The organism is Streptomyces sp. NPDC015130 (assembly GCF_043080005.1).
Taxonomy (GTDB): domain Bacteria; phylum Actinomycetota; class Actinomycetes; order Streptomycetales; family Streptomycetaceae; genus Streptomyces.
On the sequence record NZ_JBIBVC010000016.1, the window covers coordinates 160477 to 180850 of the forward strand.

19 protein-coding genes, 1 pseudogene and 1 riboswitch are annotated in these 20374 nt (G+C 73.3%); of the genes and pseudogenes, 8 read left to right on the top strand and 12 right to left on the bottom strand.

The annotated features are described in order from the left end of the window. Window positions 1-270 precede the first annotated feature (270 nt). From ACF08F_RS28850 to ACF08F_RS28860, 3 genes are all read left to right on the top strand, one after another. The gene (locus ACF08F_RS28850) at window positions 271-1245 is read left to right on the top strand and encodes a hypothetical protein (protein ID WP_392301454.1); all 975 of its coding nucleotides are present in this window, start codon (window positions 271-273) and stop codon (window positions 1243-1245) included. Between the two features lie 76 nt (window positions 1246-1321). Further along, window positions 1322-2854, top strand: coding sequence for an amino acid permease (locus ACF08F_RS28855; protein ID WP_392301455.1), 1533 nt, complete (start codon window positions 1322-1324; stop codon window positions 2852-2854). Between the two features lie 209 nt (window positions 2855-3063). Beyond that, a complete protein-coding gene (locus ACF08F_RS28860) occupies window positions 3064-4398 on the top strand; it encodes a phytase (RefSeq protein ID WP_392301456.1) in 1335 nt (444 codons plus the stop codon). A 36-nt stretch (window positions 4399-4434) separates the two neighbouring features. Here the strand turns inward: ACF08F_RS28860 and ACF08F_RS28865 are convergent, their stop codons facing one another. Next, entirely contained in the window at window positions 4435-5223 is a 789-nt protein-coding gene (locus tag ACF08F_RS28865; RefSeq protein ID WP_392301457.1) for a GntR family transcriptional regulator, read from the bottom strand. Between the two features lie 183 nt (window positions 5224-5406). On the opposite strand from ACF08F_RS28865, the gene ACF08F_RS28870 reads away from it, so the two are divergent. Further along, window positions 5407-6747, top strand: a complete 1341-nt coding sequence (locus ACF08F_RS28870; RefSeq protein WP_392301458.1) for a DUF2252 domain-containing protein — start codon at window positions 5407-5409, stop codon at window positions 6745-6747. Window positions 6748-6781: 34 nt separating this feature from the next. On the opposite strand, the gene ACF08F_RS28875 is transcribed toward ACF08F_RS28870, so the two are convergent. Both ACF08F_RS28875 and ACF08F_RS28880 read right to left on the bottom strand, forming a co-directional pair. Next, complete coding sequence (locus ACF08F_RS28875) at window positions 6782-8173, bottom strand: NAD(P)/FAD-dependent oxidoreductase (protein WP_392301459.1); 1392 nt, start codon at window positions 8171-8173, stop codon at window positions 6782-6784. 23 nt (window positions 8174-8196) lie between these two features. Then, window positions 8197-8574 (bottom strand): ArsR/SmtB family transcription factor, encoded by a 378-nt coding sequence (locus ACF08F_RS28880; RefSeq protein ID WP_392301460.1) that lies wholly within the window; start codon window positions 8572-8574, stop codon window positions 8197-8199. A gap of 155 nt (window positions 8575-8729) precedes the next feature. Between ACF08F_RS28880 and ACF08F_RS28885 the strand changes: the two genes are divergently transcribed. Then, window positions 8730-10634, top strand: coding sequence for a heavy metal translocating P-type ATPase (locus tag ACF08F_RS28885; protein WP_392301461.1), 1905 nt, complete (start codon window positions 8730-8732; stop codon window positions 10632-10634). A 309-nt stretch (window positions 10635-10943) separates the two neighbouring features. Here ACF08F_RS28885 and ACF08F_RS28890 read toward each other — a convergent pair. From ACF08F_RS28890 to ACF08F_RS28900, 3 genes and pseudogenes are all read right to left on the bottom strand, one after another. Continuing rightward, window positions 10944-11405: pseudogene (locus tag ACF08F_RS28890) on the bottom strand (SRPBCC family protein); the annotation flags it as partial. A 111-nt stretch (window positions 11406-11516) separates the two neighbouring features. After that, window positions 11517-12188, bottom strand: a complete 672-nt coding sequence (locus ACF08F_RS28895) for an HAD family hydrolase (RefSeq protein WP_392301462.1) — start codon at window positions 12186-12188, stop codon at window positions 11517-11519. A gap of 13 nt (window positions 12189-12201) precedes the next feature. Continuing rightward, window positions 12202-13167 carry an LLM class F420-dependent oxidoreductase gene (locus ACF08F_RS28900; RefSeq protein WP_392301463.1) on the bottom strand — a complete coding sequence of 322 codons (966 nt, stop codon included), beginning with the start codon at window positions 13165-13167 and terminating at the stop codon, window positions 12202-12204. Window positions 13168-13390: 223 nt separating this feature from the next. Here ACF08F_RS28900 and ACF08F_RS28905 point away from each other — a divergent pair, with 223 nt between their 5' ends. After that, the gene (locus ACF08F_RS28905; protein WP_392301464.1) at window positions 13391-13546 is read left to right on the top strand and encodes a DUF6131 family protein; all 156 of its coding nucleotides are present in this window, start codon (window positions 13391-13393) and stop codon (window positions 13544-13546) included. Window positions 13547-13606: 60 nt separating this feature from the next. Beyond that, window positions 13607-14053 (top strand): flavin reductase family protein, encoded by a 447-nt coding sequence (locus ACF08F_RS28910; protein WP_392301502.1) that lies wholly within the window; start codon window positions 13607-13609, stop codon window positions 14051-14053. 119 nt (window positions 14054-14172) lie between these two features. Here the strand turns inward: ACF08F_RS28910 and ACF08F_RS28915 are convergent, their stop codons facing one another. From ACF08F_RS28915 to ACF08F_RS28940, 6 genes are all read right to left on the bottom strand, one after another. Continuing rightward, entirely contained in the window at window positions 14173-14718 is a 546-nt protein-coding gene (locus tag ACF08F_RS28915) for a PadR family transcriptional regulator (protein ID WP_392301465.1), read from the bottom strand. A gap of 88 nt (window positions 14719-14806) precedes the next feature. Continuing rightward, window positions 14807-16843: an FAD-dependent oxidoreductase gene (locus ACF08F_RS28920; RefSeq protein WP_392301466.1), complete on the bottom strand. Its 2037-nt coding sequence runs from the start codon at window positions 16841-16843 to the stop codon at window positions 14807-14809. Window positions 16844-16939: 96 nt separating this feature from the next. Next, window positions 16940-17806: an ATP-binding cassette domain-containing protein gene (locus tag ACF08F_RS28925; protein WP_392301467.1), complete on the bottom strand. Its 867-nt coding sequence runs from the start codon at window positions 17804-17806 to the stop codon at window positions 16940-16942. After that, a complete protein-coding gene (gene cbiQ, locus ACF08F_RS28930; protein ID WP_392301468.1) occupies window positions 17803-18552 on the bottom strand; it encodes a cobalt ECF transporter T component CbiQ in 750 nt (249 codons plus the stop codon). The genes ACF08F_RS28925 and cbiQ overlap by 4 nt, the downstream gene beginning before the upstream one ends. Window positions 18553-18558: 6 nt before the next feature. Further along, window positions 18559-18966: an energy-coupling factor ABC transporter substrate-binding protein gene (locus ACF08F_RS28935; protein WP_392301469.1), complete on the bottom strand. Its 408-nt coding sequence runs from the start codon at window positions 18964-18966 to the stop codon at window positions 18559-18561. Further along, window positions 18963-19661: an energy-coupling factor ABC transporter permease gene (locus tag ACF08F_RS28940; RefSeq protein ID WP_359678408.1), complete on the bottom strand. Its 699-nt coding sequence runs from the start codon at window positions 19659-19661 to the stop codon at window positions 18963-18965. The genes ACF08F_RS28935 and ACF08F_RS28940 overlap by 4 nt, the downstream gene beginning before the upstream one ends. Before the next feature lie 28 nt (window positions 19662-19689). Beyond that, window positions 19690-19925, bottom strand: a riboswitch (cobalamin riboswitch). Between the two features lie 65 nt (window positions 19926-19990). On the opposite strand from ACF08F_RS28940, the gene ACF08F_RS28945 reads away from it, so the two are divergent. Continuing rightward, window positions 19991-20332, top strand: a complete 342-nt coding sequence (locus tag ACF08F_RS28945) for a Rid family hydrolase (protein WP_392301503.1) — start codon at window positions 19991-19993, stop codon at window positions 20330-20332. The last annotated feature ends 42 nt before the right edge of the window (window positions 20333-20374 follow it).

The following is a 20374-nucleotide window of genomic DNA, read 5'->3' on the forward strand; positions in this document are numbered from 1 at the left end:
CGTCCGATCACCGAAAAGGGTCAGGGTGCCCTCGCCCGGAGGCCGCGTCAAGCGTCGGCGAACGACAGCGTCAGGTCGGCCCGCACCACCTGACAGCAAGTCAAATCCAGTCGCTGTCTTAATAGTTACCGTCGTCGAGAAGAGTGGACTGGTCGAGTCCAGTGCCCTCTATAGTGATCGCCGATCAACGGCAGGAAGGCCGTCGGGGGACTGACCACCCCCCTCCATCCACCGAGGAAGCATGTCACCCTACCCAGGCTCCACCCCCTGATGGCCGCTCAGGGTTTCCGGCCCGTCTACCACCCCGCGGGACACGACCACGCCCTGCGCAACGCCGTCCAGGACCTGCGCACCGGCCGCTGGGTGGCCATGGCCCGGCTGCTCGACGAGACCTCCGGGTGGGACGGCTGGACCCGGCGTACCCAGGTCCTCGCCGCCGTCGCCGCCGGCACCGACGTCGTCCACGCCTGGCGCACCGAGCAGCCCGGCAGCATCGCCGCCACCGTGATGCACAGCCGCGTCGCCGTCGAGCGGGCCGTCCGCGCCCACCGCGCCGGCCACGCCCGCACCCGCGAGCTCTGGCAGGAGGCCTGGACCGGGTGCCGCGAGGCCGCCGAACTGGCCCCCGCCGACCCCGTGCCCTGGGTCGGCCTCCTCGCCCTCGCCGCCCTCGACGGCCGCCAGCGCATGGCCGAGCACCGGCTCGCCCCGCCCGCACCCATGCTCGCCCCCGGCCCCTGGGGGCTGCTCGCCGAGGCGGAGAAGCGCGACCCGTACAACCGCGAAGCCCACCACCGTATGCTCCAGTTCGTCTACGCCCGCAGCCCCGGACCGCTCTCCGAGGCCGTCAACTACGCCCAGTGGGCCGCCACTTCCGCCCCGGTCGGCTCCGCCCTGCACGCCCTGCCGCTCTATGTGCGGGTCGAGCGCTACCGACGCGAGCGCGGCCACGAGCGCGCCCTGGACCTCCACTGGGTCGCCGAGGACGCCGTACGCGACGCCGAACGCGCCCTGGACGCCTGGTTCCTCTTCTGCGCCACCGAAGAGGCCTCCCTGCTCGACCTGAACCACCTGGCCCACGCCCTCTACGGAGCCCTCCGCTTCGACGACGCGGCCCGGGTCTTCACGGCGCTGGGCCCCTACTGGGCGACGCTGCCGTGGGCCTACCGCACCGCCAGGCCGGACGACCGGGCCCTGGCGGAGGACATCTTCGTACGCGCCCGAGCCCGCTGCCTCAACGGCTGAAGCGGACCACGGCACCCCCCGCTCGCACGTGCACGACCCGCTCCCGCTCCACCGCCCGTCCCCCCCGGAGGTCCCCATGTCCCGCACCGCAGCCCCGACCGACTCGATACGCAAGCCACCCCCCGCCCAGGACGAGGAGGCGCGGCTCAGAGAACTCGGCTACCAGCCGGTCCTGGCCCGCCGCATGGGCGGCTTCGGCAACTTCGCGATCAGCTTCTCCGTCATCTCGGTCCTCTCCGGCTGCATGACGCTGTACGGCTTCGGTCTGGGCACCGGCGGCCCCGCCGTCATGCTCTGGGGCTGGGCCGGGGTCGGCCTCTTCGTCCTGTGCGTGGGCCTCGCCCTCGCCGAGGTGACCAGCGCGTACCCCACCTCCGGTGCGCTCTACTACATGGCCGACCGGCTCGGCGGTCGGCGCTGGGGCTGGTACACCGGCTGGCTGAACCTGCTCGGCCTGCTCGGCGCCATCGCCGGCATCGACTACGGAGCGGCCCTCTTCACCGGGGCCTTCCTCAACCTCCAGTGGGGCTTCGAGCCCACCGCCGGCTCCACCTTCCTCATCTTCCTGGCGATCCTCCTCCTGCACGCCGTCCTGAACCTCTTCGGTGTCCGCCTCGTCAGCGTCCTCAACTCGATCAGCGTCTGGTGGCACCTCGCCGGCGTCGCCGTCATCGTCGGCGCGCTCGCGTTCATCCCCGACCGCCACCAGTCCGCCGAGTTCGTCTTCACCGAGTTCGTGAACGACACCGGCTGGGCCAACCCCTTCTACGTCGCCGCGATCGGCCTGCTGCTCGCCCAGTACACCTTCTCCGGCTACGACGCCTCGGCCCACCTCTCCGAGGAGACCTCCAACGCCTCCGTCACCGCCGCCAAGGGCATCGTGCGGGCCATCTGGGTCTCCTGGATCGCCGGCTTCGCCCTCCTCGCCGGACTGACCTTCGCCATCCAGGACTACACCGCCACGCAGAACACCCCGACCGGGGTGCCGCCCGCCCAGATCCTCCTGGACGCGCTCGGCTCGGGCGGCGCCACCGCCCTGCTGCTCGTGGTGATCGTCGCCCAGCTCTTCTGCGGCAACGCCGAGGTCGCCGCCGCGAGCCGCATGGTCTTCGCCTTCAGCCGCGACAACGCCCTTCCGGGCTCCTCGATCTGGCGGAAGGTCAGCACCCGCACGCAGACCCCGGTCCCGGCGGTCTGGCTGGCCGTCGCCGTGGCGGCGCTGCTCGCCATACCCTCCCTGTACTCCGCCACCGCCTACGGTGCGGTCACCGCGATCAACGTCATCGGCATCACCCCCGCCTACGCCATCCCGATCTACCTCCGCCTGCGCGCCGGGGACCGCTTCACCCCCGGGCCGTGGAGCCTGGGCCGGTGGAGCAAGCCGATCGGCTGGACCGCCGTCGTGTGGGTCGCCCTCGTGACCGTCCTCTTCTGCCTGCCGCAGAAGTCCCCCGTGACGGTCGACACGATGAACTACGCCGTGATCGCGCTCGCCGTCGTCCTCGTCCTGGCCAGCGTCTGGTGGTACGTGGCCCGCCGCTCGTACGGCACCCCGACGACGTACGGCACGGCCCGCGAGGAGGCCGACATCGCCGAGGGAATCGTCTAGGGCGTGTTGCGAAAGTCCCGCCTGCCCGGCAACCGGCGTCGGGACCTCATCCCGGAACCCCCTCGGGCGAACGTCCCGCCCCGCACACCGTGAACTCCCGCACACCCGCCGGGGGTTCACGGTGCATCCGGCGTTCACCACGGAGTCCCCGGGGCTCCACCCTCCGTCCGTAGCGTCTCGCCCGTCCGTACACGCTACCGAGGAGTACCGTGAGCGCTTCCGCTCTGACCGCTCTCGCCGCCGCCGCCCTCGCGGCGGTCACCGCGGCCGCGACGACCCCCCAGCCCGTCCCCGCGCCCGTCACCGTCACGGCGCGCGTCGAGACCCCCGCCGTCTACGACGACGAGGCGGGCGGCAGCGCGAACGCCGACGACCCCGCCGTGTGGGTCGACCCGACGCGCCCCGGCCGCAGCATCGTGATCGGCACCCTGAAGGAGGCCGGACTCGACGTCCACGGCCTCGACGGACGCCGGATCCAGCACATCGCGGCGCCGCAGGCCCCCGGCGAGGACGCCGCGCCCGGCCGCTTCAACAACGTCGACATCGTCTACGGATTCGACCTGGCCGGCCGGAAGACGGACCTGGCCCTCGTCAGCGACCGGGGCCGGGACCGCGTCCGGGCCTACGCCATCGACCCGGTCGCCGTCGCCAAGGGCCGTCCGCCCCTGCGCGACGTGACCGCCGCCGACGTGGCGCCCGTCTTCGCCGCCGACGAGTCGGAGGTCGACGAGCAGCGCACCGCGTACGGTCTCGCCGCGTACCGCGACGGCGACGAGGCGTACGTCGTGGTCTCGCGCCGCGAGGAGACGAGCCTGCGCCTCCTCGAACTGGAGGACCGCGGCGGCCGGGTCGGCTACCGCACCGAGGACACCCTCGACCTGCCCGCCTCCTTCACCCTCCCCGACGGCACCTCCTGGCGGCCCTGCGCCGACCCCGGCGAGCGCCCGCAGGTCGAGGGCATGGCGGTCGACCAGGAGGAGCACGTCCTCTACGCGGCCCAGGAGGGCGTCGGCCTGTGGCGGGTCGCACTCGACGACGCCCGGTTCGAGAAGCCCGTGCTCCTCGACCGCGTCCGCGAGTACGGCACCCCGTGGACGTACGACAGCGCCGAGGAGGAGTGCGTCCTCGACACCGCCCACGACCCCGGCTTCGGCGGTGAGCACCTGAGCGCCGACGCCGAGGGCGTCACCGTCTACCACGCGGGCGACGGCAAGGGGTACGTCCTCGCCTCCAGCCAGGGCGACAACACCTTCGCCGCGTACGACCGGAGGCGCGGCAACGCCTACCTCGGCTCGTTCGCGATCGGCGACGGCGCCGCCACCGACGGGGTCCAGCACTCCGACGGCAGCACCGTGGTGAACGTCCCGCTCGGCCGGAACTTCCCCCAGGGCCTGCTCGTCACCCACGACGGCGAGGCCGCGCCCGCCGACGGCGACCGGGAGAGCACGAACTTCAAGTTCACGCCCTGGGAGTCGGTGGCCCGCGCCTTCCCGCGGCCCCTCCGCGTCGACACGGAGTCCTTCGACCCGCGCGACACCGACTGACGGGGGAGCGGCAGCCGACGGGGGACATCCCTCGACTCAGGCGCTGAACTCGTAGGTCCAGGCCGCCGAACGCGCCGAGAAATCGATGTCAGTGATCTCCAGCGCGTGCCCGTGCTGGTCGCTCACCACCCGGTGGACGAACAGCCGGGCCGCGCCGCCCACACCGTCGCCGGCCGCCCCCGAGGGGCCCGCGCCGGTGGCGGGGAGCGATCCGAAGGGCGGCACGCCGACGGATTCCCGGTGGGTGACCCGCAGCCCCGCCTGGTGCATCCAGTGGTAGAGGAGCCGCAGGTCGGGCTGGTGAAGGCTGTCCTTGATCCGCCGGTAGCGGGCGAGTTGGGGAATCTCGGAGAGCGCCGGCCGGGAGAACCACGACACGGCCCGCTGGAGCGCCGCTCCCTGGGGTCCGAACACCAGGTGGCGGTGGACGAGCGTCGGCTCGCCGGGGGCGAGCAGCAGCCGGGAGGTGAGCGGCGTCGGCGGCGGCTCCCAGGTGAGCGAGGCCCGCACCAGGGCCTCGCTCACGCGCGGCCCGCCGGGGAAGGTCGGCCGGCGGGCGGTGAGCGGCGGCGGCGCCACGGGTTCGGCCCCCGCCGCCGCGGCGAAGGTGCCGCGCCGGTCGGTCACCACGAGGCGCTCGTCCCGCAGGAGCTGGAGCGCGCTGCGGACGGTCTGGCGGTTGACGTGGTACCGCTGGGACAGACACCGTTCCGAAGGGAGCCGGCTTCCGGGGGAGATGCGCCGGTGGGCGAGATCCTCGCGCAGGACGGCGGCGACCCGGAGGTAGAGCGGCACTTCCGTCGCCTCGGCATCGGGCTCGGCCATGATCAAACCCTCTCTAAGCACAGCGTGACCGCATGGGCCGTATCGGTGATCAATTCCTATCATTGGTCTAAACCATTCCGCTAGAGCGGCCCGGCAGAGTGGCCGAAACGAGCGTCGCGCCGTGTAATGGGGTCCAGGCGGCGGGCACAGTGCCGTGGCGACGGAGAAGGCGGGTGAGGCCGGATGACGACACCGTCGGAGCGTGCGGCGCGGGGCAGGGCGGCCCGCAAGCGCGTCCCCCGCTCCTCCCACGGCCGCTGGATCCCCTCCTCCCAGCGCCCCGACCCGCTGGTCGTCCTGGAGCGCGAGTCCAAGGACCGGGTGCCCGACCTCGTCCCCCTGCGCTACGGGCGCATGGCGGTCTCCGCCTTCGCGTTCTTCCGCGGCGCCGCCGGCATCATGGCCGCCGACCTCGCCGCCCAGCGCCACACCGGACTCACCGTCCAGCTCTGCGGCGACGCCCACCTGCTCAACTTCGGGGTGTACGCCTCACCCGAACGGACGCTCCTCTTCGACGTCAACGACTTCGACGAGACCCTCCCCGGGCCCTTCGAGTGGGACGTCAAGCGGCTCGCCGCCAGCGTCACCGTCGCGGCCCTCCAGAACGGCAGCACGAAGTCCAAGGCCCACCGGGCCGCGCTCGTGGCCACGGAGTCGTACCGCACGGCCATGCGACGCCTCGCGGAGCTCGGCGAACTCGACGTCTGGTACGAGCGGATAGCCGCCGACGACCTGCTTCCCCTGGTCCGTCGCGTCGACCGGGCCCGCGTCGCCGACCGGATCGCCAAGGCCCGCCGCCGCACCAGCCTCCAGGCCATCGGCAAGCTCACCGAGACGGACGCGGCCGGCACCCGGCGCCTCGTCGAGGACCCGCCGCTCCTGGAGCGGATCGCGGACCTCGACCGCGTCTCCCTCGGCAAGATCTTCAGCGACTACCGCAGCTCGCTCCCCGAGGAGCGGCGCATCCTGCTCGACCGCTACCGCTTCGTCGACGCGGCCCGGAAGGTCGTCGGCGTCGGCAGTGTCGGCACCCGCTGCTTCGTCCTCCTCCTCGAAGGCCGCGACGACGGCGACCCCCTCATGCTCCAGATCAAGGAGGCCGGCCGTTCCGTCCTGGAGCCCTACCTGCCGGCGACGGCCTACGAGCACCAGGGACGCCGTGTCGTCTGCGGACAGCGCCTCACCCAGGCCGCCAGCGACATCTTCCTCGGCTGGATGACCGGGCCCGAGGAACGCCACTTCTACTGGCGCCAGTTGCGCGACATGAAGGGCTCCGCCGAGGTGGAGACCATGTCCCCGGACACCCTCCGGACCTACGCGCGGCTCTGCGGCAGGGCCCTGGCCCGCGCGCACGCCCGCTCGGGCGACCGGATCGCCATCGCCGGCTACCTGGGGTCCTCGGACGTGTTCGACCGCGCCGTCGCCGACTTCTCGCTCGCCTACGCCGGCCAGAACGCCGACGACTACGCGGCGCTCGGCGCGGCCATCGCCGCCGGCGTGCTGACGGCGGCCCCGGGCGCCTGAACCGAAAGGCGCCCCGAGCCGCTGTGCCCGGTCCCTACGCGTCGCGGCGCAGGGGCGGTCCGGCCGGGGAGTCGGCGACCGGTCCGAAGAGCACCGCGCGGGCCACCGCGGGGGCGAACAGCCTCGTCATCGGGGCGGTGAGGTGGAGGGCCTCCCGGAAGGCCGCGCCGACGGCGGGGTCGCCCGCCGCCCGCTCCTGCACCCGGCCCATGTACCAGCCGACCGCCTTGTCCAGCGGCCCGGGCTTCGTCGCGTCGCCGACGGCGCCGGGCATCTTCTTGTCGGAGCCCGCCGAGATGTCCCAGGCGGGCTTCGAGGCGTCGAGGAGCGCGCGCTGCACCCGCCGGGTGGTCGGGGTGCGCTTCGGGTCGGCCAGCGCCCGGCGCAGCGCGACGGCGGAGATCGCGGCGACCGCCATGCCCTGCCCGTAGATCGGGTTGAAGGCGCACAGCGCGTCGCCGGTGGCGAGGAAGCCGGCCGGGCGGCGGCCCGGACGGTCGTACCTGCGGCGGATGTTCGCGGTCTTCCGGAAGCCGTAGACGGGGGAGAGCGGCTCGGCCGTCGCCAGCCACTCGCTGATCACCGGGTGGGGCATCCGCTTCGTGTACTCCTCGAAGCCGCCCTCGTCCGTCGGCGGCCGGTCGTCGCGCAGCCCCGACAGGGTCACGAGGTGGTGCCCGTCACCCATGGGCAGCACCACGGCGCCGTACTGCTGGGCGGGGTTGGGCACGATGAAGTACCCCATGGTGTCGCTGTCCAGGGCACCGGACGGTGCCCGGTAGACCCGGGTGCTGTACGCGAGACCGGTGTCGAGGGTCTCCTCGTGCGGGGCCTCGGCGCCGATCGCCGCCAGCCAGTCCGGGGCCTTCGTGGACCGGCCGGAGGCGTCCACGACCAGGTCGGCCTCCAGGACGCGGGTCTCCTTCTCGTTGCCCGCGCCGCGCTCCCGGAGCCGTACGCCCCGGACGCGCGAGGAGTCGCCGATCAGGCCGACCGTCTCGTGGCCCTCGACCAGTTCCACGCGGGGGTCGGCGAACACCCGCTGCCGGACGAGCCATTCGAGCTGCGGGCGCGGGCCCGCGTAGAAGTTCAGGGGTGAGGGTGTCCGGTTGAACCACTTGCCGTTCTGCCACTGGACCATGTCCTGGGGCACGCCCACCTTGGGCGCGCCGAGCTCCCGCAGCTCGTCCGTGAACCCCGGGAGCAGCTCGTCGAACGCCCGCTGTCCGCCCGAGATCAGGACGTGGATGTGCCGCCCCTGCGGGACGCCCGGCCGGGCCTCCGGGCCCTCCGGGAAGCGGTCGCGCTCGACGACCGTCACTCTCTCCGCGTGCTCCGCGAGGACCCGTGCCGCCAGGAGTCCAGCGAGACTTCCCCCGATGACCACCGCATGACGTGTCGCGCGGCGCCCCAAGTCGTCGGCCATGCCCGCCCTTTCGTTGCGTGGAATTACAACTGACCAGTATCCACGGCGGTGCGGGCCGCGTCGCGCGCCCCGAGGCGCAGGTGCTCGATGTGGTAGACGGCTTCGTCGAGGAGCTGGGCGACGTGGTTGTCGTAGAGGCTGTACTCGATCCGGCGGCCCTGGCGGACTCCGCTGACCAGGCCGAGCGCGCGCAGCAGCCGGAGCTGGTGGGAGACGGCGGACTGCTCCATGTCGACGGCGGCGGCGAGCTCGGTCACCCCGCAGGGGCCCTGCCGGAGCTTGGTCAGGATCATCAGCCGCGACGGGGTGGCGAGGGCCTGGAGGGTGGCGGCGATGGTCGCCGCGGACTCGGCGTCCAGGTGGGTTGCGGGGGTCGTCTCGCCGTTCACTCCGTGTCCCATGCGCTCATCGTAGCCGCGCTTGTATGTCAATACGTGAAGACCTCTTCATGTATTCGGGTATGGTGGTGCGCCGAGGCTTCCGCACGCCCCCACGCGGTCCCCGCCCCCGTCCCCACGCCCGCCTCCCCGTCACCCTCGAATGAGGTGCTCGCCCCATGGCCCTCCCGGAGCTGGACACCGCCCAGGCCGCGCCCCACGCCCCGGCCTCGGTCCGAGCCGTCCGGCGTACCCGCGCCACCGCCCTCCCCGAGGTGCGCTGGGCCGCGCTCGCCGCCCTCGCCTTCCTCGTGGCCTTCCCCCTCGACCTGGCGGGAGCACCCGCCTGGGCCTGGGGGCCGCTGTACGCGGTCTGCTACGCCGCCGGAGGCTGGGAACCGGCCCTGGAAGGCCTTCGGGCGCTGCGCGAGCGGACGCTCGACGTGGACCTGCTGATGGTGGTCGCCGCGCTCGGGGCCGCCGCCATCGGCCAGTACCTCGACGGCGGGCTCCTCATCGTGATCTTCGCCGTCTCCGGAGCGCTGGAGGCCCTCGCCACCCGCCGGACGGCCGACTCCGTACGAGGCCTCCTCGACCTCGCGCCCGCCACCGCCGTACGCCTCACGGGAGCCGGGGCGTACGAGGAGACCGTCGAGGCCACCGCCCTCAGACCCGGCGACACCGTCCTCGTACGACCGGGGGAACGCCTCCCGGCCGACGGCACCGTCCTCAGCGGCGCGAGCGACATCGACCGGGCGGGCATCACCGGCGAACCGCTCCCCGCCCCCGCGACGCCCGGCGACGAGGTCTTCGCGGGCAGCCTCAACGGCACCGGGGCGCTGCGCGTCCGCGTGGACAAGGACCCCGGCGACTTCGTCGTCGCCCGGATCGTCGCCCTCGTCGAGGAGGCCGGCGCCACCAAGGCCCCCACGCAGCTCTTCGTCGAGAAGATCGAACAGCGCTACTCCGTCGGCGTCGTCGTCGCCACCCTCGCGCTCTTCGGCCTGCCCGTCGCCTTCGGCGAGGACCTCACCGAGGCCCTGCTGCGCGCGATGACCTTCATGATCGTCGCCTCGCCCTGCGCGGTCGTCCTCGCCACCATGCCCCCGCTGCTCTCCGCCATCGCCACCGCCGGGCGCCACGGCGTCCTCGTGAAGTCCGCGGTCGTCATGGAACGGCTCGGCGCGGTCGACCGGGTGGCGCTCGACAAGACGGGCACCCTCACCGAGGGCACCCCCCGGGTGACGGCCGTACGCGGCGACGCGACCGCCCTCGCCCTCGCCGCCGCGGCCGAACTCCCCAGCGAGCACCCGCTGGCCCGCGCCGTGGTCGCCGAGGCCCGCGCGCGAGGCCTGCGCCTGCCCGAGGCGACCGACTTCGCCGCTGAGCCGGGGAAGGGCGTACGGGCCGTGGTCGACGGCCACGAGGTACGGGTCCACCGGGCCTCCGGCACCCACGGCGACACCGCCGTCGAGGTCCTCGTCGACGGAGCCCCGGCCGCCGTACTGGAGTTCTCCGACCGGCTCCGCGAGGGCGCCCCGGGGGCCGTCGCCGCCCTCGGCCGGCTCGCCGGCACCGCCCCCACCCTGCTGACCGGCGACAACGCGGGCGCGGCCGCCCGGGTCGCCGCGGAGACGGGCATCGACGACGTCCGCGCCGGACTCCTCCCGCACGAGAAGGCGGAGGCGGTACGGGAGTGGGAGCGGGCGGGCGCGAAGGTGCTGCTCGTCGGCGACGGCGTCAACGACGCTCCGGCCCTCGCCGCCGCCCACGCGGGCGTCGCCATGGGCCGGGCCGGCTCCGACCTGGCCCTGGAGACCGCGGACGTGGTCGTCGTCCACGACGAACTCGGCGCGATCCCCGCCGTCGTGGCCCTCTCGCGCAGGGCCCGCCGCCTGGTCGTCCAGAACCTGGTCATCGCGGGCGTCTGCATCGGCGCCCTGGTCGTCTGGGACCTCGCCGGCCACCTGCCGCTGCCCCTGGGCGTCGCCGGCCACGAGGGCTCGACCGTCCTGGTGGGCCTCAACGGCCTGCGCCTGCTGCGGGAGGCGGCCTGGCGGCGAGCGGAGACCGGAAGGGCCTGAACCCCCCCGGGTCACCTCCGCCACCGCCTCAGCGCGTTCGTCGTGCGCGGCAGTTCGTCGGGAGAGGTCATCAGGCTGCCCACCTCGGTCTCGGCACGGACGGCCGGGAGAGGGGGCGACGCAGGCCGCCGGTGCGGGCGGCCTGCGCCGAGAGGCCGGAGCGGACGGTCAGCGCAGTCCGGGGTCGCCGGGCTCACCGGGGAGGGGCCAGGACTCCTGCCCGCGCGCGGGCGGCGTCCGCATCGGTCCGGGTGCCTCCCGTACGGGCGCGTCGGACGGTGTCATCGGCGCGGCGGCGCCCCCGGCGGCGCCGTCCGAGGGCCGGATGCGGCCGCGCCAGGCGCCGGTCTCGTGCCCGTGGTCCTCCATGAAGCCCTTGAAGCGCTTCAGGTCGCCCTTGACCCGACGGTCCAGGACCCCGAGGGCGTCGGCGGCCTTCTCCGCCATGCCGTCCGGTTCCATGTCCATCGCCAGGCTCACCCGGGTGTGGCTCGGGTCGAGGCGCTGGAAGGTGACGACGCCCTTCTGCCGGACGTCACCCCCGACCGTCCGCCACGAGATGCGCTCGTCGGGCAGCTGGTCGACGATCTCGGTGTCGAACTCGCGGCGGACACCGGCGACCTTGGTCTGCCAGTGACAGTGGCGGTCGTCGACCTGCGTGACGTCCTCGACGCCCTCCATGAAGTTCGGGAACTCCTCGAACTGCGTCCACTGGTTGTACGCGGTCCGCAGCGGGACGTCGACGTCGATGGTCTGCTTCACCATGCTCATGGCGCTTCCTTCCTCCTGCTCGTCGTCGCGGGACAAAGCGCGGTCGCCCCGCGCGTACCCCGTGACACACGGGACATTCGTCGCGATCCGTTCAGCCGTGCGGCCCGCGGCTCAAGCGGCCGACCGCCGCGAGAGCGGGCTGTCGCCGAGACGCGCCAGCAGCTCGGCCGGGTCGCGGTAGACGGCGGCCGCGCCCGCCTCCTCCAGCTCCGCGCGGGGCGTGCCGCCGCACAGCAGGCCGACGGCGGTCACCCCGGCCCGGGAGGCCGCCTTCATGTCCCAGACGGAGTCGCCGACGAACACGGCGGACCGGGGCCGTGCCTCGACCAGTTCGAGGGCGTGGCGCACGGGATCGGGCGCGGGTTTCCCCCGCTCCACGTCCTCCGAGGTCGCCGTGTCGGTGATGGCGTCGTCGGCGTCGACGGCCCGGCGCAGCGCCGTGAGCTCGCGGTCCTTCGCGGAGGTGACCAGGACGACCTTCCAGCCGTCGTCCGACAGGGCGCGCAGGAGCTCGGCGGCGGAGTCCAGCGGGGCCAGGCGGTCGAAGTACGTGGCGTACAGGGTGTCGTGGGCGGCGCCCAGCCGTTCGTCGCCGTCACGGTCCCGGTCCTCGCCGAGCAGGTGGTCGAGAAGGTCGCCCCCGGGCAGGCCGATCGCCCGGTGGACGGCGTGCGCCGGGACCCGGTGCCCGGACTGCCGCAGCGCCTCCCACCAGGAGACGACGTGCAGGTGGTTGGTGTCGGTGAGGGTTCCGTCGACGTCGAAGAGAGCGGCGCGGTTCATGACCGTGGCCTCCTCAGAGGTTCCGCAGGGCGGGCAGCAGTTCCGCCTCGGCCCATTTCAGGAACGGCAGCTGCCGGTCGCCGCCGATCTGCACGAGGGCGACCTCGGTGAATCCCGCCGCCACGTACGGGCGCACCGCGTCGACGAAGGCGTCCACGTCGTCGCCGCACGGGACGGCCTCGGCGACGTCCTCCGGCCGGGTGCGCCGCGAGGCCTGGTCGAAGCTGGTCGGGCCGGGGAGTTCCGCGTTGACCGGCCAGCCGCCCAGTGCCCAGCGGAACTGCTCGTGCGCCCGGGTCACGGCGGCCTCGCGGTCGGGGTCGTAGCAGACGGGCAGCTGGCCGATGCGCGGCTTGCCCGCTCCGCCGTGCTCGTCGAAGGCGTCCAGGAGCTCGCGCTCCGGTTCCGTGGCGATCACGAGGTCCGCGCTCCGGCCGGCGAGCGCGCAGGAGCGGGGCCCGGAGACGGCCACCCCGATCGGCGGCGGCTCCTCGGGCAGGTCCCAGAGCCTGGCGTTCGCGACGTCGAAGTGCGCGCCGTGGTGGTTCACGTCCTCGCCGGCGAACATCCGGCGGATGATCCCGACCGCCTCCTCCAGCATCTCCAGGCGCACGTGCGCGGCGGGCCAGCCGGCCCCGACGACGTGCTCGTTGAGGTTCTCGCCCGACCCGAGGCCCAGCCGGAAGCGGCCCTCGGACAGGATCTGCGTCGTGGCCGCCTTCTGCGCGACGACCACCGGGTGGTACCGGAACGTCGGACAGGTCACGTACGTCATGAGCGGGATCGTGTCGGTGGCCTGGGCGGCCGCGCCCAGGACGGTCCACGCGTAGGGAGCGTGCCCCTGCTCCGCCAGCCACGGGAACGAGTGGTCGGACACGACGGAGAAGTCAAAACCGGCGCTCTCCGCCGCCACCACGTGGGACACCAGCTCACGCGGACCTGCCTGCTCGGTCATCATCGTGTACCCGATTCGTGTCATACCGGGCGAGTAGCCGCGATCCCGCGCCATGAAACCCGCCACCGGCGCGCCCGCCGTGCGAGCGCCCGACCGGCGACGAATCCGAGAACGTGCCGCTGGAGACCCTTACAACCGCGGGACGGGGGCATACGCGGTCCATGGGTGACGCGACCAGCGGCATCCTCGACCGTGAGCCCGCGGTCCCACCCCGGGCCGGGCCCCCTACGAGAGACCGGGACACATCATGATCCTCGTCGGCCTCATACTCCTTCTCATCGGATTCCTCACCGGTGTCTCCATCATCTGGACCATCGGAATCGTCCTGCTCGTCATCGGCGCCGTCCTCTGGATCCTCGGAGCGGCCGGCCACGCGGTCGGAGGCCGAGCCCACTACTGGTAGACCACCGTGCGCGGTGAGCCGCCGGACCTGGGTGACTTCGCCGGCGCCCTGAACGACACGATGTACGTGGTCACGGCGGCCTCGGGCGGCCGGCGGGCGGGCTGCCTCGTCGGCTTCGCGTCCCCGTGTTCCATCCGTCCGCCGCGGTTCGTGGTGTGGCTGTCCACGCTGAACCACACGCACGGCGTGGCACGCGAGGCCCGTCACCTCACGGTGCACGTGCCGGCCCGCGAGCAGCGGGCCCTCGCCGAGCTGTTCGGCGGTGAGACCGGTGACCGTGTCGACAAATTCGCCCGGGTCGCATGGCGGCCCGGGCACGACGGCAGCCCCGTACTGTCGGACGTACGGGTCTGGTTCACCGGCCGGGTCGAGGCGGTCCTCCCGGGCGGCGACCACGAGGGCTTCGTCCTGACCCCCGTCGAACTGGCGGCGTCCGTCGCCGAGCCACCGCCCCCACCGCTGAGATACGGCGACGTCCGCGACCTGGCCCCGGGCCACCCGGCGTGACCTGGCCCCGGGCCACCCGGCGTGACCTGGCCCCGGGCCACCCGGCGTGACCTGGCCCCGGGCCACCCGGCGTGAGCGGAACCGGGCCTCCCGGCGTCAGCGACCGCGGAGTACCGCCGTCAGGGCGTGTCCGAGCTCCCCAGCTCCGCCAGCGCCCCCGTCAGCCACTCCACCCAGAACCGCTCCAGATCCACCCCGCCGCGCAGGACGAGATGGCGCAGCCGGTCCGGTTCGGTGCGGCGCCGTTCCGCCGGGAAGTCGCGCTCCTCGATCGCGAGGTATTCGTCCAACTGCTCCTGGTGCAGGGCGAGGTGGCGCTCCAGCTCGGCTCGCAGCCCGTCGGCGCCGACGATCGCGGCGGCCCGCATCCGCAGCAGCAGGGCGGACCGCATCGGCTTCGGGTCCTCGGGTTTGGCGACCCAGTCGCCCAGCTCCCCCCGGCCGGCGGGCAGTACCTCGTACTCCTTCTTCTGCCCGCGCGCGGGCACCGGAGCGGGCAGGGCGCGGATGTGCCCAGCCTGCTCCAGCTTGCCCAGCTCGCGGTAGATCTGCTGGTGCGTGGCCGACCAGAAGTAGCCGATCGACTTGTCGAAGCGGCGCGTCAGTTCGAGGCCGGAGGACGGCTTCTCGAGCAACGCGGTGAGGATCGCGTGCGGGAGGGACATGCTCGCATCCTAGGTTCGGCCGGCCGGACGGATCACGGCGTGGGGACCACGGTGCGGGGACCACGGCCTCGCGGTCCCCACACCCGGATCACAGGGTGGCGGCGAGCCGCGTGCCCTGGTCGATCGCGCGCTTGGCGTCCAGCTCGGCGGCGACGTCGGCGCCGCCGATCAGGTGCGCCGAGCGCCCGGCGGCGACCAGCTCCTCGTGCAGGTCCCGCCGGGGCTCCTGGCCGGAGCAGAGGACGATCGTGTCCACCGGCAGGAGCTGGGCCTCGCCGTCGATGGTCACGTGCAGACCCTCGTCGTCGATGCGCTCGTACGACACACCCGCGACCATGGCGACGCCCCGGTGCTTGAGCTCGGTGCGGTGGATCCAGCCCGTCGTCTTGCCGAGGCCCGCGCCGACCTTGCTGGTCTTGCGCTGGAGCAGGTGCACCTGGCGCGGCGGCGCGGTGCGCTCGGGAGCGCGCAGTCCGCCCCGGTTCTCGTACGTGGTGTCCACGCCCCACTGGCGGAAGTACGTCTCGGGGTCCTGGCTCGCGCCCTCGCCGCCGTCCGTGAGGAACTCCGCGACGTCGAAGCCGATGCCGCCCGCGCCGATGATCGCGACGCGCTCGCCGACCGGCGCGCCGTCCCGCAGCACGTCCAGGTAGCTGACCACGCTCGGGTGGTCGACACCGGCGATGTCGGGGGTGCGGGGGGAGACGCCGGTGGCGACGACGACCTCGTCGTAGTCGGCCAGATCGGCGGCGGAGACGTACGTGTTCAGGCGCACGTCGACCCCGCGCTCGGCGAGCTGCACGCGGAAGTAGCGGAGGGTCTCGTCGAACTCCTCCTTGCCCGGCACGCGCTTGGCGACGTTGAGCTGGCCGCCGATCTCGGCGGCGGCGTCGAAGAGGGTCACGGAGTGGCCGCGCTCGGCCGCCGACACCGCGCAGGAGAGCCCGGCGGGACCCGCGCCGACCACCGCGACGCGCTTGGCGAGGCGGGTGGGGGAGAGGACGAGCTCGGTCTCGTGGCAGGCGCGCGGGTTGACCAGGCAGGAGGTGATCTTCAGGTTGAAGGTGTGGTCGAGGCAGGCCTGGTTGCAGCCGATGCAGGTGTTGATCGTGTCGGCGCGGTCCTCGGCGGCCTTCGCGACGAAGGCGGGGTCGGCGAGGAAGGGGCGCGCCAGCGAGACCAGGTCGGCCCGGCCGTCGGCGAGGATCTCCTCGGCGACCTCGGGGGTGTTGATGCGGTTGCTGGTGACGAGCGGGACGGAGACCGCGCCCATCAGCTTCTTCGTGACCCAGGTGTACGCGCCGCGCGGCACGGAGGTGGCGATGGTGGGGATGCGCGCCTCGTGCCAGCCGATGCCGGTGTTGATGATGGTGGCGCCGGCCGCCTCGATCTCCTTGGCGAGCTGGACGACCTCCTCCAGCGTGGAGCCGCCGGGGACGAGGTCCAGCATGGAGAGGCGGTAGACGAGGATGAAGTCCTCGCCCACCCGCTCGCGGATCCGGCGGACGATCTCCAGCGGGAAGCGGACGCGGTTCTCGTAGGAGCCGCCCCACCGGTCGGTCCGTCGGTTGGTGGCCGCGGCGATGAACTCGTTGATGAGGTAGCCCTCGGAGCCCATGACCTCCACACCGTCGTAGCCCGCCTCCTTGGCGAGCTCGGCGCAGCGGGCGTAGTCCTCGACGGTCTGCTCGACCTCGGCGTCGGTCAGCTCGTTCGGTACGAAGGGGCTGATCGGCGCCTGGATCGGGCTCGGTCCGACGAGGGCGGGGTGGTAGGCGTACCGGCCGAAGTGCAGGATCTGCATCGCGATCCGGCCGCCGGCCCCGTGCACGGCGTCGGTGATCAGCCGGTGCTCGGCCACCTCCTCCGCCGTGGTGAGCTTGGCCCCGCCGTCCCAGGGGCGGCCGGCCTCGTTGGGCGCGATGCCGCCGGTGACGATCAGGCCGACGCCGCCGCGGGCGCGCTCCGCGTAGAAGGCGGCCATGCGCTCGAAGCCGTGCTCCGTCTCCTCCAGGCCGACGTGCATCGACCCCATGATCACCCGGTTGGGCAGGGTCGTGAACCCGAGGTCGAGCGGGCTCAGCAGATGCGGGTACGGGGTGGTGGGGGCCGGGGTCGAGGTCATGAGGGCGCCTCCTCGCGCAGGATCGGTCGACCTCAGTTCTAAGGGACCCCCCACCCTTCTGCAACTAGTTGCAGAACAATCGGCACGTGATTTCTACTACTCGGTAGCAAGCGGCTGGGCAGCCGCCCACGCATCCAGCTCCTCCGGCGTCCGGGGCTCGGGCGCGTCCGGCGCGAGCAGCCCGTGGGCACGCAGCAGCCGGGCCACGGACGTCCCCCAGGGCCGCCGCAGCCGCGCCGCGTCGAGCAGCGCGTCGTCCCCGAGGAGCTCGGCGACCGGCCCGGTCCGCAGACCGGCGGGGGAGAGCACCGCGGCCTCGTCCGCCCAGCGCAGCGCGAGGTCCACGTCGTGCGTCGCCATCACCACCGTCGTCCCGGAGGCACGGAGCCGCGCGAGGGCGTCGAGGAGCCGCTCCTGACCGTGCGGATCGAGCCCTGCCGTCGGCTCGTCCATGATCAGCACCCGGGGCCGCATCGCCACGGCCCCGGCGATCGCCGCCCGCTTCCGCTGCCCGTACGACAGCAGGTGCGTCGGCCGGTCCTCCAGGGCCACGATGTCCAGCGCCTCCAGGGCCTCGCGCACCCGGATCCGTACCTCCTCCTCCGGCAGCCCCAGGTTCATCGGCCCGAAGGACACGTCCTGGCCGACCGAGGCCGCGAACAGCTGGTCGTCCGGGTCCTGCACCACGAGCTGCACGGTCGTCCGCAGCCGGGTCAGCCCCTTCCGGTCGTACGTCACCTCCGCCCCGTCCAGGAGCAGCGACCCGCTCCCGCGCCGCAGCCCCCCGCTGAGCAGCCGCAGCAGCGTCGTCTTGCCGCTGCCGTTCCGCCCGAGCAGCGCGATGGCCCGCCCCTCCGCCACCGCGAAGTCCACACCGGACAGGACGGCCGGCCCGTCCTCGTAGGCGAAACCCGCCTTCACCAGCTCCACCACAGGGGTCGCGGAGGTCGTCGGAGACGTCACGGCAGGAACCTTTCGAGTACGAGGGTGAGGGCGACGAGCCCGCAGAGCAGCCCGACGGCCGCCGTCAGGAACCGGCGGGAGACCGCGGCCGCGGGGACCAGCACCCGCAGCGTCCCGTCGTAGCCGCGCCCGGCGAGCCCCGACTGCAGGCGCTGCGCCCGGTCGAAGGCGCGCACGAACGAGGTCGCGCCGAGCCCGGCGAGCGAGCGCCAGGTCGCCGCCCGCGTCGTGTGCCCGAGCCGGGCGGCCTGCGCCTGGCGGATCTTGGACAGCGAGTCGAGGAGCAGGAAGATGATCCGGTACATCACGAGCGCCACGTCCACCACGGGAGCCGGCACGCCCGCGCGGACGAGCCGGGGGAGCACGTCGGACACGGGCGTCGTGAACGCGAAGAGCAGCACCCCCAGCGAGGCGGCCGCGGTCCGCAGCAGCAGCTCGCCCGCGTGGACGGGCCCGCCGGGCGCGAGGGCCACGAACCCCCGCGCTCCGCCCACCTCGAAGAGCAGCGGCACCGCACCCGTCACGCAGAAGCCGAGCGGCACGCGGAACGCCCGCCACAGCTGACGGCCCGCGACCCCGGCCGGGCCGAGCAGGACCGCGAGCGTGGCCGCCGCGACGAGCACGGCACCCGGCCACGGCGGCAGACACACCGCGCACAGCGTGAGCCCGAAGCCGAGCAGGGCCTTCTCGGCGGGATGGCGGCGGCGCCACCGACTGCTGTGCGCCGCCGCGTCGATCGGCAGCATGGGCGGCTACGCGTCCTTGCTGCCGGGTGCGGGGACCGAAGGCACGGGGGCGTCGGCCCCCTCAGCCCCTCCCTCGTCGAGGCCGGCCGTCCTCGCGAGGGCGCGGGCCTCACCCTGCCGACGCCCGCGCCGCACACCGAAGTAGTACGCGAGGACGCCGGCGCCCAGCGCGGCCTGGAGGGCGAAGAGCGCCGACTCGATCTCCCCGGACGGCGGCTCGTACAGGGGGCTGAACCAGGGCTCGTAGTCGGGCTGGAGCTCCGTGATCGCGGTCTCGGCCTCCGCGTCCGCCCCGGTGAACGGCTCCTCCTTGTGGTCGCCGAGCCCCAGCGCGAGCGGCAGCACCGCGAGAGCGGCGACGACGAGCAGCAACAGGGCGTTGATCTTCGTGTTCCGGCTGACGGTGAAGCTCATCGCGCGGTCGCCTCCTCGTGTCGCTTCGTGGCGGACCGGGTCAGGACGCCCAGTCGGGTCAGCTCGCCCTTGCTGGACTGCGTGAGCAGCCGCATCACGAGCACGGTGAGCAGGCCCTCGCTGACCGCCAGCGGGATCTGGGTCACGGCGAAGATGCCGCCGAACTTGGCGAGCGCGCCCATGACGCCGCTGCCCTGGTCGGGGAAGGCCAGCGCGAGCTGCACGCTCGTGACGCAGTACGTGGAGAGGTCGGCGACGAACGCGCCGAAGAAGACGGCGACCATCAGCGGCGCGCCGAGCCTGCGCACCAGCAGATAGGTCCCGTACCCCGCCCAGGGCCCGACGATCGCCATGGAGAAGGCGTTGGCGCCGAGCGTGGTGAGCCCGCCGTGGGCGAGCAGCAGGGCCTGGAAGAGCAGGGTGATCGTCCCGAGGACCGCCATGATCGGCGGCCGGAACAGGATCGCGCCGAGACCCGTACCCGTCGGATGCGAGCAACTGCCGGTCACGGAGGGGAGCTTGAGCGCGGACAGGACGAACGTGAAGGCGCCGGAGGCGCCGAGCAGCAGTGTGGACTCGGGGTTGGACCGCACCTCGCGGGTGAGCGCGCGAACCCCGTGGACGACGAACGGAGCGGCCGCGACGCCCCAGGCGGCGGCGTGAACGGGGGGCAGATACCCCTCGGCTATATGCATGATCGGGAGACCCTCTCCAGCACCTCGTGGATGGACAACGCACCCTGGCCGGTCTCCTGGCTGACGGTCATACGTCCCGACTCCGCCTTCCCACACCGTGGCGGTCTCCCGCAACGGTCCAGTGGCTTGCCCGAAGGTGTCTCCCGCGGGTGTGGAGCCGGAACTCCCGATCACAGTGGCGAGGGCCGCACCGGTACTGCACCGGTTTCCCGTACACCAAGGCCCTGTGACACTAGTGCGTTGACCAGGTACATCACAACGCGAAGGAGTACGAAGCGACGGGGAATGTCCGACAGACGGTCAGTTCCGGCTCACCGCTCCAACCGGAGATCGGGTTTTCCCGGGCTGTTCGAAAGGGGGCGCACGTGGCGGTCGCCGGGACGGCCCCCATCGGCGACGGCGGGACGAACGTGGCGCGAGGCGACGTGTACGGGCAGACCGTCAGGTGTCTGGACATCGCGGAGGCGGCGCTGAAGGCAGCGGGGGCGTCGCTGGAGGACGTGGTCCGGACGCGGATCATGCTCACCGACGTGACCCGCTGGAAGGAGGCCGCCCGGGCCCACGGGGAGCGCTTCGCGGAGATTCGCCCGGTCACGACCTTCGTCGAGGTCTCGCGCTTCATCGACCCCGAGTGGCTCGTCGAGATCGAGGCCGACGCCGTCGTCGACTGACGGAGGAGGGAGCGGGCGGCCCGTCGGCCGCCCGGACCGCTT